Genomic DNA, 13,237 nt, shown 5'->3' with positions numbered 1-13,237 from the left:
GGCCGATTCCCGGCGCCGCGTACGCGAATGTGCGGGGTTTATGCAAATGCGCGGCTACGCTTGAACTGTTCGGTCGCGCCGACCAGCGCGCGCGCGATCCCTTTCTCCATCGCGCCGTGGCCGGCGTCGGGGATCATGTGCAGCACCGCGCCGGGCCAGGCCTCGCGTAGGCGCCAGGCCGACGACGGCGGGCAGATCACGTCGTAGCGGCCCTGCACGATCACCGCCGGCAGATGGGCGATGCGGCCAATGTCGCGGATCAGTTGATCGCCGTCGAAGAAGCCCAGGTTGGCCATGTAGTGCGATTCCAGCCGGCCGACGCCCAGATCGAGGCTGTCCGACGGCGGGTCCTCCGGCTGCGGCAGCAGGAACACGCGGCGGCCCTCGAAGCGGCTCCACGCGCGCACCGCCGGCCAGTGGACTTCCGGGTCGTCGCTCATGATGCGGTCCACATAGGCTTTGAGCAGGTTGCCGCGCTCCGCCTCCGGAATTGGCGCGATGAACTCTGCGTACACCTCGGGGTGGAACCACTGCGCGCCATACAGGAACCAGTCGATTTCCGCCTGCGTGCACAGGAAGATCCCGCGCAGCACGAAGCCCAGGCAGCGCTCGGGATGCGCCTGGCCGTAGGCCAGCGCCAGGGTCGAGCCCCACGAGCCGCCGAACACCAGCCACTGCTCGACGCCGAACAGCGCGCGCAGGCGTTCGATGTCCGCGATCAGCAGCTGCGTGGTGTTGTTGCGGCACTCGCCCAGCGGCAGCGATTTGCCGGCGCCGCGCTGGTCGAACAGGATCACACGGTATTGTTCCGGGTCGAAGAAGCGGCGGTGCTGCGGCGACAGGCCGGCGCCGGGGCCGCCGTGCAGGAAGATCACCGGAATGCCGTTCGGATTGCCGACCTCCTCCCAGTAGATGGTGTGCAGGTCGTCGACCGCCAGCATGCCGTGCCGGGTCGGCAGGATGGGCGGAAAAAGAGGGGTGGATGGGTCGAACATTGGGGGCGGTCCTTTTCGCTTCGATAGCGAATTGTACCGCCAACCCGTACCGCCAGGCGGGGTCGTACCCAGAGGGTACGACCCCAGTTTCTGCCTGGGGTTTAAGACATGTGCTGGCCGCCGTTGATGGCGATGTTGGCGCCGGTGACGAAGGCCGCCTCGTCCGACGACAGATACGCGACCAGGCCGGCCACTTCCTCAGGCTTGCCCAGGCGTGCCATCGGAATTTGCGGAATGATCTTGGTATCAAGCACTTCCTGCGGGATCTCCATGACCATTTTGGTGCCGATGTAGCCCGGCGAGATGGTGTTGACGGTCACGCCCTTGCGCGCCACTTCCAGCGCCAGCGCCTTGGTGAAGCCGTGCATGCCGGCCTTGGCCGCCGAATAGTTGGTCTGGCCGAAGGCGCCCTTCTGGCCGTTGACCGACGAAATGTTGATGATGCGACCCCAGCCTCGCTCGACCATGCCGTCGCAGACCGGTTTGGTCATGTTGAACACGGAATCCAGGTTGGTGGCCATGACGGCGTCCCAGTTCGGCTTGTCCATCTTCTTGAACGTCATGTCGCGGGTGATGCCGGCGTTGTTGACCAGCACATCGATCGGGCCGATGTCCTTTTCGATGGCGGCCACGCAGGCTTGCGCCGAGTCGTAGTCCGCCACGTCGCAAGGATAGGCGCGGAAGTTGAACCCCTGGTCGCGCGTCGTGGCGAGCCACTGCTCGACCTTGGGATTGCCAGGGGAATACGTCGTGACCACGTTATAGCCGAGCGCCGACAGTTTGAAACACACCGCTTCGCCCAGACCGCCCATACCGCCAGTTACCAATGCAACTCTTGCCATTTTATTGTCCCCTCATCGTAGTTGATACCAAACTTCGCTGACACCAAAGTTCGCGCGCCGCCCCGCGACCGCGGAGGCGGCAGGTTTTATCGTTATCTTATGGACGCTCGATCGCCAGCGCCACGCCCATGCCGCCGCCGATGCACAGCGAGGCCAGGCCTTTCTTGGCGTCGCGGCGGATCATCTCGTGGATCAGGGTGACCAGGATGCGGGCGCCGGACGCGCCGATCGGGTGGCCGATGGCGATGGCGCCGCCGTTGACGTTGATCTTGCTGGTGTCCCAGCCCATTTCCTTGTTGACGGCGACGGCCTGCGCGGCGAAGGCTTCGTTGATTTCCATCAGGTCCAGATCGTCAGGCGTCCAGCCGGCCTTTTTCAGGCACAGGCGGCTGGCCGAGACCGGGCCCATGCCCATCAGGGCCGGGTCCAGGCCGGACGAGGCGTAGGCCTTGACCTTGGCCAGCACCGGCAGGCCCAGTTCCTTGGCCTTGGCGGCGGACATCATGATGACGGCGGCGGCGCCGTCGTTCAGGCCGGACGCGTTGCCGGCGGTGACGCTGCCTTCCTTGTTGAACGCCGGACGCAGGCCGGCCAACCCTTCGATGGTCGAGCCGGGCTTGATGTATTCGTCGCTGTCGAAGACGATGGTGCCTTTTTTATTGGCGATTTCCAGCGGCAGGATCTCGTCCTTGAATTTGCCTTCTTTTTGAGCGGCTTCAGCCTTCAGCTGCGATTGCAGCGCGAACTCGTCCTGCTCGGTGCGCGAGATGTCGTGTTTTTTCGCGACGTTCTCGGCGGTGATGCCCATGTGGTAATTGTTGAACGCATCCCACAGGCCGTCAACGATCATGGTGTCGACCATCTTGATCTCGCCCATGCGGAAGCCGTCGCGCGAACCCGGCATCGCGTGCGGCGAGGCGCTCATGTTTTCCTGGCCGCCGGCGATGACGATTTGTGCATCGCCACATTTAATCGCCTGGGCCGCCAGGTGCGTGGCTTTCAAACCGCTGCCGCACACGTGGTTGATGGTGAAACCGGGAATGGAATCTGGCAGGCCGGACTTGATGACCGCCTGGCGGGCAGGATTCTGGCCGACGCCGGCGGTGAGCACCTGGCCCAGGATCGCTTCGCTGATCTGGCTTGGATCGATGCCGGTCTTGGCCAGCAGGCCCTTGATCACGTGCGCGCCCAGGTCCGAGGCCGCGATCTTGGCGAGGCTGCCGCCGAATTTGCCGACACCGGTACGGCCAGCGGCCACGATAACTACATCATCCATATGACTCTCCAATACGCCGGCCAAGGCCGGCTTAGTTTAGCAACAACATTGAGCAACTACGTGAACGTCGATAATACGCCTACGACGGCGAGGTCGTGGGGGGTTTCGATTGTGCGTCGCCGCGAGGAATGCCGGTTATTTCTCTAGCAGCATCCATGCCAACGATTGTCCCAAGTCGCGGAGCCATCGTAAGCGCCCGGATTTGGCGACACATTGATTTTTGTCAATCTTTCCCTCGACGTGCCTCAAGACATTTTGAAGAAACAATGTAAATTTGTCACGACAATAATCTGATACCGTCGAGCGTGGCGGCGCACTGCTCGCGTATCACTTTGACGAAATCGAGGACGTAGGCTTTTTGCTTTTGCGACTCCGGCACCGACACGAATAGGTCGCTCCACAGGCCGTGGTCGCCCACCGGCTTGGCGATGACGTAGTCGTAGTCGACATAGTTTTTGATGGCCCAGTTGGGCAAGGCGGCGATGCCGCGGCGGCTGGCGACCAATTGCAACACGGCGACGGTCAGCTCGGCGGTGCGGCGCTGGACCTGAATGCCGGCCGGCTGCAGCACTTCACGGATCAGGTCGATGCGGGTTTCCGGCACCGGATAGGTGATCAGGGTCTCGCCCTCGAAGTCGGCCGCGTGCAGGCGGCGTTGCATCGCCAGCCGGTGTTTTTGCGCCATCACGACCAAAATTTCATAACGGAACAGCGGGAACGTGACGAAATCCGGGCCGTACGGCGAACCGATGACAAGGTCGGCGGCGCCGCTGCGCAGCAGCTCGGCCGGCTCGCTGTGGAAACCGGACACCAGGTCGATTTCCACGTCCGGCCAGCGTTTGCGGAACTCGTCCATGACCGGCATCAGCCAATCGAAGCAGGTGTGGCATTCCAGCGCGACACGCAGCTGGCCGGTGTCGCCCTGGGTCAGCCGGGCCACTTCGCGCTCGGCCTCCTCAATTTCGGGCAGCAGCATATCGGCCAGTTTGAGCAATCGCGCGCCGGTGGCGGTAAAGCCGATCGGCACGGATTTTCGCTCAAAAAGCGGTCCGCCGTAACGATCTTCCAGTAACTTGATCTGATGTGACAACGCCGATTGGGTCAGGTTGAGCAGTTGGGCGGCGCGCACCAGGCTGCCGGCCGAACGAAGCGCGCTCAGGGTGCGAAGGTGGCGTATCTCTAGCATGGTCTATTAAAAATTTTCATGTGAAACTACAAAATCTTTCGTTTTGATTATAGACCGGAATGCCGCAAACTTTATCGCATCAATATTAAATGCGGATGACACCGATCATGACACCATCAAATAAAGCGGCCTCAAGCCACATCCACACCCACGTTCCCGGTTTTCCACGCATCGGCGCGGCACGGGAACTGAAATTCGCGCTGGAAGCGCACTGGCGTGGCGAACTGGACGAGGCCGGACTGGAAGCGGTCGGCCGCACACTGCGCGCCCGCCACTGGGCCCTGCAAGAGCGGGCCGGGCTGGACTTCGTCACTGTCGGCGATTTCGCCTTCTACGACCAGGCCGCCAATCATGTTCAGCTATTGGGCTGCGAACCGGCGCGCTACGGCTTCGATCCCCGCCAATCGCAGCTGAGCCGCTATTTCGCCATGGCGCGCGGCGATGGCGGCAAAGAGCCCCAGGAATGCGGTCCCGGCTGCGGCCACGACCATTCCCACGATGGCGATGTGCACGCGTCGGCAGCGCTGGAAATGACCAAGTGGTTCGACACCAACTACCACTACCTCGTCCCGGAATTCACGCCGGAAACCGCATTCTCGCTGGCTTGCGACCGGCTGTTCGACGAAGTCGCGGAAGCGCAGGCCCTCGGCCACGCGGTCAAGGCCGTGCTGCTCGGACCGTTGAGCTTCCTGTGGCTCGGCAAGGAGAAAAGCGGCGCGGCCGTGGAGACCGGATTCGACCGCCTGGACCTGCTCGACAAGCTGCTGCCGGTCTACGGCGCGGTGCTGGACCGCCTGAAGGCGCAAGGCGTGCAATGGGTGCAGGTTGACGAACCCATCCTTGGCCTCGACCTGCCTGCGGCATGGCGCAGCGCTTTTGAAAACGCTTACTGGCAGTTGAACCAGGTCGGCGTGCCGCTGCTGCTGGCGACCTATTTCTCGCCACTGGAGGAAAACCTGAGCCTGGCTTGCCGCTTGCCGGTGGCCGGTTTGCATGTGGACGGCGTGCGCGCCGCCCATGAGCTGACCAGCATCGCCGACTGGCTGCCGGTGCACAAGGTGCTGTCGGTCGGCATCGTCGACGGCCGCAACATCTGGCGCACCGACTTGGACGCGGCGCTGGCCACCCTGGCGCCCATCGTCGACAAGCGCGGCGGCAAGCTGTGGCTTTCATCGTCGTGCTCGCTGCTGCACGTGCCGTTCACGCTGGCCGCCGAACACGCGCTCGACGCCGACATCAAATCGTGGCTGGCCTTCGCCACCGAAAAGCTCGACGAGCTGTACGTGCTGAAGCAAGCGCTGCAAGGCATCCACGAAGCTTCGGTCACCGATGCGCTGGAGGTCTCGCGCGCGGCGCTGGCCGGTCGCCGCGCAAGCGAACGCGTGCACCAACCAGCCGTGCGCGAGCGCCAGGCCGCGCTGGGCGACGACGCCGACCGCAGGCAATCGAGTTTCGCGCAGCGCCAGGCCGTGCAGCGCGCGCGCCTGCAACTGCCGGACTTTCCGACCACCACCATCGGCTCGTTCCCGCAAACGCCGGCCATCCGCGCCGCCCGCGCCGGCTTCAAGCGCGGCGAACTGAACGCCGCCGACTACGAATCCAGGATGCGCGACGAGATCGCCTACGCGGTGCGCCGTCAGGAGGCGCTGGGACTCGACGTGCTGGTGCACGGCGAAGCCGAGCGCAACGACATGGTCGAATATTTCGGCGAGCAGCTGGACGGCTTCGTCTTCACGCAACTGGGCTGGGTGCAGTCGTACGGCTCGCGCTGCGTCAAGCCGCCCATCATCTACGGCGACGTCGGCCGCCCGAAGGCGATGACGGTGGACTGGACCGTGCATGCGCAAAGCCTGACCGGCAAGCCGATGAAAGGCATGCTGACCGGACCGATCACGATTCTGCAATGGTCGTTCGTGCGCGACGACCAGCCGCGCTCGCGCACCGCGCTGCATATCGCGCTGGCGATCCGCGACGAGGTGGACGATCTGCAGCGGGCCGGCATCGGCATCATCCAGATCGACGAGCCCGCCGTGCGCGAAGGCTTGCCGCTGCGCCGGGGCCGCTGGGACGAGTATCTGGACTGGGCCACGCGCGCGTTCCGCGTCTCGGCCGGCGCGGCGGCGGACGGCACGCAGATCCATACCCACATGTGCTATGCCGAGTTCAACGATATCCTGCCGCAGATCGCCGCGATGGATGCGGATGTGATCACGATCGAGACCAGCCGCTCGGATATGGAATTGCTCAACGGGTTTGGACAATTCCGCTATCCGAACGAGATCGGACCGGGCGTGTACGACATCCACTCGCCACGCGTGCCGGGGCAGGCGGAAATGGTGAGGCTGCTGCGCAAAGCCAGCGCGGTGATTCCTGCTGGCAATCTCTGGGTGAATCCGGATTGCGGCCTGAAGACGCGCGGGTGGGCGGAGACGGAGACGGCGCTGCGCAATATGGTGGCGGCGGCGCACCAGCTGCGCGCCGAGCACGCGATTTATTAAGGGGTCCACGGACATCGGCATTACCTCAGAGACACGTAGGGCGGATTAGGCGGCACGCCGTAATCCGCCATCTATGCGCCGCCGACGGCGCACGCATTGGCGGATTACGCTACGCTAATCCGCCCTACGTGGTTCAGAATTTGGTGACGTCCCGAGCCAATTCACAAGAAGGCGTAACGGCACGGCATCCGCCGATGACCAGCGCACGGCCTCGCCGCGCCAGCCTGATCCCGCATTTTTACTGGCGCAGTACGCCGTGCGCCCTCCCCATCCTCCGGTTTCCACAGTAGAATGCTCGTGCCTGCGCATGCGCGCGAGGTTGTTTACCTCATATACCTCTAATACTGTCGCCCATGTCCAAGAGCCTGTTTCAAAAGCCTATCGAAATCAAGATTTCCACCGTTGTCGCCGTTTCCGCGATCCTGGCGACCGCCGACAGCATCGCTCTCGACGCCGCGCTGGCCGAAATGACGGGCGGCACCACCGACTTTTTTGAAGACGACCTGGCCGTGATCGATGTCGCCGCGCTGCCGGCCGGCTGCGATCCGATCGACTGGGCCGGCATCATCGCCCTGCTGAAAAAATACCGCTTGAATCCGGTCGCCGTGCGCAACGCGCCGCCATCCATGGCCGCCGAGATCGCGGCCCACGGACTGAGCCTGGAAACCGCGACCAAGCCGCGCGCCGACGAGGCCGACGCAGCCGCAGCCAAAGGCGCCGCCAAGGCAGCAACGGCGGCACCGGCCCCTGCCCCGGCCCCGGCCGCCAGCAAAGCGCCGGTCGCGGCGGCCACCGCCGCCGCTGCCACCGACAGCCTGCCCGGCAACGCCGGCGTCATGATCATCGACACCCCGGTGCGCGCCGGCCAGCGCATTTACGCGCGCGGCTGCGACCTGATCATCACGGCGGTCGTCAACAACGGCGCCGAAGTCATCGCCGACGGCAGCATCCACGTCTACAACACGCTGCACGGCCGCGCGCTGGCGGGCGCCTCCGGCAACCCCGACGCGCGCATCTTCGCGATGACCATGTCGCCGGAATTGGTGTCAATTGCCGGCGTTTACCGTACTTTTGAAGACGGTTTTCCCGCCGAGTTCGCGCGTTCCCCTGCGCAAATTCGCTTGGTCGGCGACCGAATCGATATACTATCTGTCAATTCCGCGAACCGCGCCTGAATGGCCTGCTGTTCATCTCTCTGAAAAGGATTATTTGTGGCGAGAATCATTGTAGTGACGTCCGGCAAGGGCGGTGTCGGTAAGACGACTTCCAGCGCGAGCTTCTCCACCGGCCTGGCCATGCGCGGCCATAAGACCGCCGTCATCGACTTCGACGTCGGCCTGCGCAACCTGGACCTGATCATGGGCTGCGAACGCCGCGTGGTGTACGACCTGATCAACGTGATCAACAAGGAAGCGTCGCTGACCCAGGCGCTGATCAAGGACAAGCATTGCGACAACCTGTTCATCCTGCCGGCCTCGCAGACGCGCGACAAGGATGCGCTGTCGGAAGACGGCGTGGAAGTCGTGCTGCACGAGCTGATCAACATGGGCTTCGAGTTCATCATCTGCGATTCGCCGGCCGGCATCGAGCACGGCGCCTTGATGGCGCTGACGTTCGCCGACGAAGCGATCATCGTCACCAATCCGGAAGTGTCGTCGGTGCGCGATTCGGACCGCATCCTCGGCATCATCCAGGCCAAGTCGCGCCGCGCCCAGACCGGCGGCGAGCCGGTCAAGGAACATCTGCTGATCACCCGCTACTCGCCAAAACGCGTGGAAGCGGACGAAATGCTGTCGTACCAAGACGTGCAGGAAATTCTGCGCATTCCTTTGATCGGCATCATCCCGGAATCGGAATCGGTGCTGCACGCTTCAAACCAGGGTAACCCGGCCATTCACTTCAAGGGCACCGATGTCGCGGAAGCCTACGAAGACGTGGTGTCGCGCTTCCTCGGCCAGGAATTGCCGTTGCGCTTCGTCACTTATGAAAAGCCAGGCCTTCTGCAGCGTATTTTTGGGAGCAAGTGACCATGGCCCTGCTTTCTTTCCTGTTCCCGCAAAAACAGAAGACCGCGACGGCGGCCAAGGAGCGGTTGCAGATCATCATCGCGCGCGAGCGCAATGGCCGCAGCGGTCCGGATTTTCTGCCGGCGCTGCACAAGGAATTGATTGAGGTGATTTCGAAGTACACCAAGGTCAACGCGGACGACATCAAGATTTCGCTCGATCGCCAGGGCAACCTGGAAGTACTCGACGTCAACGTGGTGCTGCCGGACGCGTAAAAAAATGGCGGGCCCGACGGCCCGCCAACGTGTCGTCCGCGACACAATTAAGCCGGATGGGCCACCGCGCCGTCGTGCCCGACACCGGCCGTCACCAGCTTCGCCGCCACCTTGGCGCACGCTTCCACGTGCTGGTAGCCGATCTGCCGGAACGCGAAAAATCCTATACCGGCCGCCGCCAGCTGGCCGGCCAGCGGCACCATCTTGCCGGCCTGGCGCGCGACCACTTTCATGCCGCTCCGGCGCAACAACTGCGTGACCACCTCGCGCGTGACCACCTTACCGATCAGCATGCCGCCGACGCCGATCGCCGCTTCATAGGCGATCAGCCTGAACCTGGGCTGCAGCTTCTCGATCTGCTCGTCGGACAAACCGAACTCGTGGTTGATGTCGTCGATCAGCTGCGCGAACAGGCGCATGTCCGACACCACGTCGAGGCCCGGAATCGGCACCGCCGCCACGCCGGCCGACACCATCGCGCGGCGCCGCACCAGTTTCCGGCAGCGTTCCCGCACCGCATCAATATCGCGCGCGGTGCCCGGAACCAGGGTCCAGTTTGTGTTTGTTTTGAGTCCCATAGCGGCTCCCGGATGAACTGAGGATTCTTTCCAAATTTCAACTTCTTCATTGAATTCGGGCTTTTTCCAGTGTACCGTGTAATAACCGAACGGGCGCGCACGATGAAAATATGCAACAAAAATGCGTTGTCAAACGACAAACGTTAATGTCCCAAAAAAAATATTTAATCATTCTGCCAATTAATTTGTGAATCTCTGTTATATTTGACGTGACATCTCTTTAACATATATTTCCTACAGGCAGCAGTATGAGAATCGCCGTACTCGACAACGACCGCAGCCAGGCAGACTTGATCTGCCAGGTATTGACCTCCGCCGGCCACATTTGCCACAGCTTTCAGACCGCGAAAGACGTGCTGGCACAGCTGCGTAAAGACAGTTACGACATGCTCATACTCGACTGGCAGGTGGTCGATCTGACCGGCGCCGAAGTGATGCGCCGCGCTCGTGAAAAGCTGCCCGACAGCGCCCCCGTGCTGTTCCTCACCACCAGCTCCGGCGAGGACGATATCGTCGCCGGCCTGGCCGCCGGCGCCGACGATTACATGATCAAGCCGCTGCGCCGCAGCGAGATGGTCGCGCGCGTGCAAGCGCTGCTGCGACGCGCCTATCCGGCCCAGAACGGCGCTGAACAATTGCAATTCGGTCAATACGTTTTCGAGACCCGGCCCGGCCGTTTGCTGATGGATGGCGTGGTCTTGGACGTCACCCACAAAGAGTTCTACCTCGCACTGTTATTTTTCCGCAACATCGGGCGGCCGCTGTCGCGCGCCTATATTCATGAAGCCGTGTGGATCCGCGAGACCGCCGTGCCGTCCCGCACCATGGACACCCACGTTTCGCGCGTGCGCAACAAATTACAGCTGAAGCCGGAAAACGGCTTCCGCCTGGTGCCGGTCTACAGCTACGGTTACCGTCTGGAAAAACTCGGCGCGGCCTGATCCTCCCGGCCGGACTGCTCCGAAGGCAAGGGCGGCTGCTATGGCTTTAGGCAGCTTCGGGGCAAGCTCCGGGGCAAGATACAGGTACATCACGGTATAATGTCCGCTAATCCATCGTCCGGACCCGAAATGCAGCTGCTTGCCGTCGGCCTCAACCACAACACCGCACCGGTCTCGCTACGCGAGCAGCTGGCGTTCGCCCCTGACCAGCTCGGCCAGGCGGTGGTGGCGGCGCGTTCGTGGTTCGAGCGCATCGACCATCGCGGCAGCGACGAGGCGGCGATCCTGTCGACCTGCAACCGCACCGAGCTCTACGCGGCCAGCCAGGTGCCCGAGCCGCTCGACGCCGGCGCCCATTTTCTTGCCGATTTCCACAAGCTGAACTACGCCGAACTGCGTCCGCACCTGTATTTGTTGCCGCAGCACGACGCCGTGCGCCACACCTTCCGCGTCGCCTCCGGGCTCGATTCGATGGTGCTGGGCGAGACGCAGATCCTCGGCCAGATCAAGGACGCCATCCGCACCGCCGACGAAGCGGGCGGGCTGGGCACCTATCTGCACCAGCTGTTCCAGCGCAGCTTCTCGGTCGCCAAGGAAGTACGCAGCACCACCGAGATCGGCGCGCACAGCGTGTCGATGGCCGCCGCCGCCGTGCGCCTGTCGCAGCGCATCTTCGACAAGATCTCCGAGCAGAACGTGCTGTTCATCGGCGCCGGCGAGATGATCGAATTGTGCGCCACCCACTTCGCGGCGCAGAATCCAAAGACCATCACCATCGCCAACCGCACCCTGGAACGCGGCGAGCTGCTGGCGCACCGCTACGGCGGCCGCGCGATCCGGCTGGCCGATTTGCAGGACAAGCTGCACCAGTACGACATCGTCATCTCCTGCACCGCCTCGTCGCTGCCGCTGATCGGCCTTGGCATGGTGGAGCGCGCGATCAAGGCGCGCCGCCACAAGCCGATGTTCATGGTCGATCTGGCCGTCCCGCGCGATATCGAGCCGGAGGTGTCGCGCCTGAACGACGCCTTCCTGTACACCGTCGACGATCTTGGTAAAGTCGTGCAGACCGGGATGGAAAACCGCCTGGCCGCCGTCGCGCAGGCCGAGGCGATCATCGAGACGCGGGTGCAGTCGTTCATGCACTGGATCGACGACCGCGCCGTGGTGCCGGTCATCCAAAGTTTGCAGGAAAACGGCGAGGCGCTGCGCCAGGTCGAACTGGAACGCGCCCGCAAGATGCTGGCCAAGGGCGAGGACATCGACGCCGTCCTCGAAGCCCTGTCCAAGGGCCTGACCGCGAAGTTCATGCACGGTCCGCAGCAGGCGCTGCACCGTGCCCAGGGCGACGAGCGCGCCCACCTGGCCGAGCTGCTGCCGCAGCTGTTCCGCGGCCGCCGTTAGCGCCCCCGCCACGCACCACACCGCCGACGGTGCTTGCCGTCGGTCGCACCTCGCGCCGCGTCCTCGCGGCATCCGCTTCACCCCTCACGGAATACCGAATACGCTATGAAACCATCCATGCTGTCCAAGCTCGATCAATTGGCCAACCGCCTGGTCGAACTCGATGAACTGCTGATGTCCGAAGGCGCGACCAGCAATATGGACGCCTACCGGAAAATGACCCGCGAGCACGCCGAACTCGGTCCGCTGGTCGCGCTCTACAACTCGTATCAGGAGGCGATCGGCGACGGTGTCGCCGCGCAGGAGATGCTGTCCGATCCGGAGATGAAGGAATTCGCGCAGGACGAAATCGAAGCGTCCAAGGCCCGCATGGCGGAACTGGAAATCGAGCTGCAGAAAATGCTGCTGCCGAAGGACGCCAACGACGAGCGCAACATCTTCCTCGAAATCCGCGCCGGCACCGGCGGCGACGAATCGGCCTTGTTCGCCGGCGACCTGCTGCGCATGTACACCCGCTTCGCCGAGCGCAATCGCTGGCAGGTGGAAGTGGTGTCGGAATCGGCGTCGGACCTGGGCGGCTACCGCGAGGTGATCGTGCGCCTGGTCGGCAACGGCGTCTACGCCAAGCTGAAGTTCGAATCCGGCGGCCACCGCGTGCAGCGCGTGCCGGCCACCGAAACGCAGGGCCGCATCCACACCTCCGCCTGCACCGTGGCGGTGATGCCGGAGGCGGACGAAGTCGAAGACGTCAACATCAACCCGGCCGACCTGCGCATCGACACCTTCCGCGCGTCCGGCGCCGGCGGTCAGCACATCAACAAGACCGATTCCGCCGTGCGCCTGACCCACTTACCGACCGGGATCGTGGTCGAATGCCAGGACGACCGCTCGCAGCACAAGAACAAGGCGCAGGCGATGAAGGTGCTGGCGGCGCGCATCAAGGACGTGCAGCTGCGCGAGCAGCAATCGAAGGAAGCGGCCACCCGTAAGAGCCTGATCGGCTCGGGCGACCGCAGCGAGCGGATTCGCACTTACAACTTCCCGCAGGGCCGCATGACGGACCACCGCATCAACCTGACCTTGTACAAGCTCGATTTCATCATGGACGGCGACCTGACGGAGCTGACCAACGCGCTGGCGGCCGAACACCAGGCCGAGTTGCTGGCGGCGCTGGGCGATTAAGGGCCGCCTAAGCTCCGCTGTCGCCAATGTGCGAAAATCACGCGACCTACAAAA

The 13,237-nt window shown here is 63.4% G+C and carries 12 protein-coding genes; 7 read left to right on the top strand and 5 right to left on the bottom strand.

Annotated features, from left to right (window positions below; genetic code table 11):
- Positions 1 to 38: 38 nt before the first annotated feature.
- From pip to NHH73_02265, 4 genes are all read right to left on the bottom strand, one after another.
- Positions 39 to 995, bottom strand: coding sequence for a prolyl aminopeptidase (pip, locus tag NHH73_02280; protein USX27147.1), 957 nt, complete (start codon positions 993 to 995; stop codon positions 39 to 41).
- A gap of 101 nt (positions 996 to 1,096) precedes the next feature.
- On the bottom strand, positions 1,097 to 1,837 hold the full coding sequence (phbB, locus tag NHH73_02275; GenBank protein USX27146.1) for an acetoacetyl-CoA reductase: 741 nt from the start codon (positions 1,835 to 1,837) through the stop codon (positions 1,097 to 1,099).
- A 97-nt stretch (positions 1,838 to 1,934) separates the two neighbouring features.
- On the bottom strand, positions 1,935 to 3,113 hold the full coding sequence (locus NHH73_02270; protein ID USX27145.1) for an acetyl-CoA C-acetyltransferase: 1,179 nt from the start codon (positions 3,111 to 3,113) through the stop codon (positions 1,935 to 1,937).
- A gap of 277 nt (positions 3,114 to 3,390) precedes the next feature.
- Positions 3,391 to 4,299, bottom strand: coding sequence for a LysR substrate-binding domain-containing protein (locus NHH73_02265; GenBank protein ID USX27144.1), 909 nt, complete (start codon positions 4,297 to 4,299; stop codon positions 3,391 to 3,393).
- 107 nt (positions 4,300 to 4,406) lie between these two features.
- Here NHH73_02265 and metE point away from each other — a divergent pair, with 107 nt between their 5' ends.
- The 4 genes from metE (at position 4,407) to minE (ending at position 9,078) form a co-directional block, all read left to right on the top strand.
- Positions 4,407 to 6,797, top strand: a complete 2,391-nt coding sequence (gene metE / locus NHH73_02260) for a 5-methyltetrahydropteroyltriglutamate--homocysteine S-methyltransferase (GenBank protein ID USX27143.1) — start codon at positions 4,407 to 4,409, stop codon at positions 6,795 to 6,797.
- 353 nt (positions 6,798 to 7,150) lie between these two features.
- The gene (minC, locus tag NHH73_02255; GenBank protein ID USX27142.1) at positions 7,151 to 7,972 is read left to right on the top strand and encodes a septum site-determining protein MinC; all 822 of its coding nucleotides are present in this window, start codon (positions 7,151 to 7,153) and stop codon (positions 7,970 to 7,972) included.
- A 36-nt stretch (positions 7,973 to 8,008) separates the two neighbouring features.
- Positions 8,009 to 8,824, top strand: coding sequence for a septum site-determining protein MinD (minD, locus tag NHH73_02250; GenBank protein USX27141.1), 816 nt, complete (start codon positions 8,009 to 8,011; stop codon positions 8,822 to 8,824).
- A 2-nt stretch (positions 8,825 to 8,826) separates the two neighbouring features.
- The gene (minE, locus tag NHH73_02245) at positions 8,827 to 9,078 is read left to right on the top strand and encodes a cell division topological specificity factor MinE (protein USX27140.1); all 252 of its coding nucleotides are present in this window, start codon (positions 8,827 to 8,829) and stop codon (positions 9,076 to 9,078) included.
- Positions 9,079 to 9,125: 47 nt separating this feature from the next.
- On the opposite strand, the gene NHH73_02240 is transcribed toward minE, so the two are convergent.
- Entirely contained in the window at positions 9,126 to 9,656 is a 531-nt protein-coding gene (locus tag NHH73_02240; protein ID USX27139.1) for a hypothetical protein, read from the bottom strand.
- A 248-nt stretch (positions 9,657 to 9,904) separates the two neighbouring features.
- Here NHH73_02240 and NHH73_02235 point away from each other — a divergent pair, with 248 nt between their 5' ends.
- The 3 genes from NHH73_02235 (at position 9,905) to prfA (ending at position 13,183) form a co-directional block, all read left to right on the top strand.
- Complete coding sequence (locus NHH73_02235; protein ID USX27138.1) at positions 9,905 to 10,597, top strand: response regulator transcription factor; 693 nt, start codon at positions 9,905 to 9,907, stop codon at positions 10,595 to 10,597.
- Between the two features lie 129 nt (positions 10,598 to 10,726).
- Positions 10,727 to 12,001 carry a glutamyl-tRNA reductase gene (gene hemA / locus NHH73_02230; GenBank protein ID USX27137.1) on the top strand — a complete coding sequence of 425 codons (1,275 nt, stop codon included), beginning with the start codon at positions 10,727 to 10,729 and terminating at the stop codon, positions 11,999 to 12,001.
- Between the two features lie 105 nt (positions 12,002 to 12,106).
- Positions 12,107 to 13,183, top strand: coding sequence for a peptide chain release factor 1 (gene prfA, locus NHH73_02225; GenBank protein USX27136.1), 1,077 nt, complete (start codon positions 12,107 to 12,109; stop codon positions 13,181 to 13,183).
- Positions 13,184 to 13,237 lie beyond the last annotated feature (54 nt).

Source organism: Oxalobacteraceae bacterium OTU3CINTB1, assembly GCA_024123955.1.
GTDB lineage: Bacteria > Pseudomonadota > Gammaproteobacteria > Burkholderiales > Burkholderiaceae_D > Rugamonas.
The sequence above is the reverse complement of the archived record's forward strand: the minus strand, read 5'-3'. Positions and strand labels throughout refer to the sequence as shown.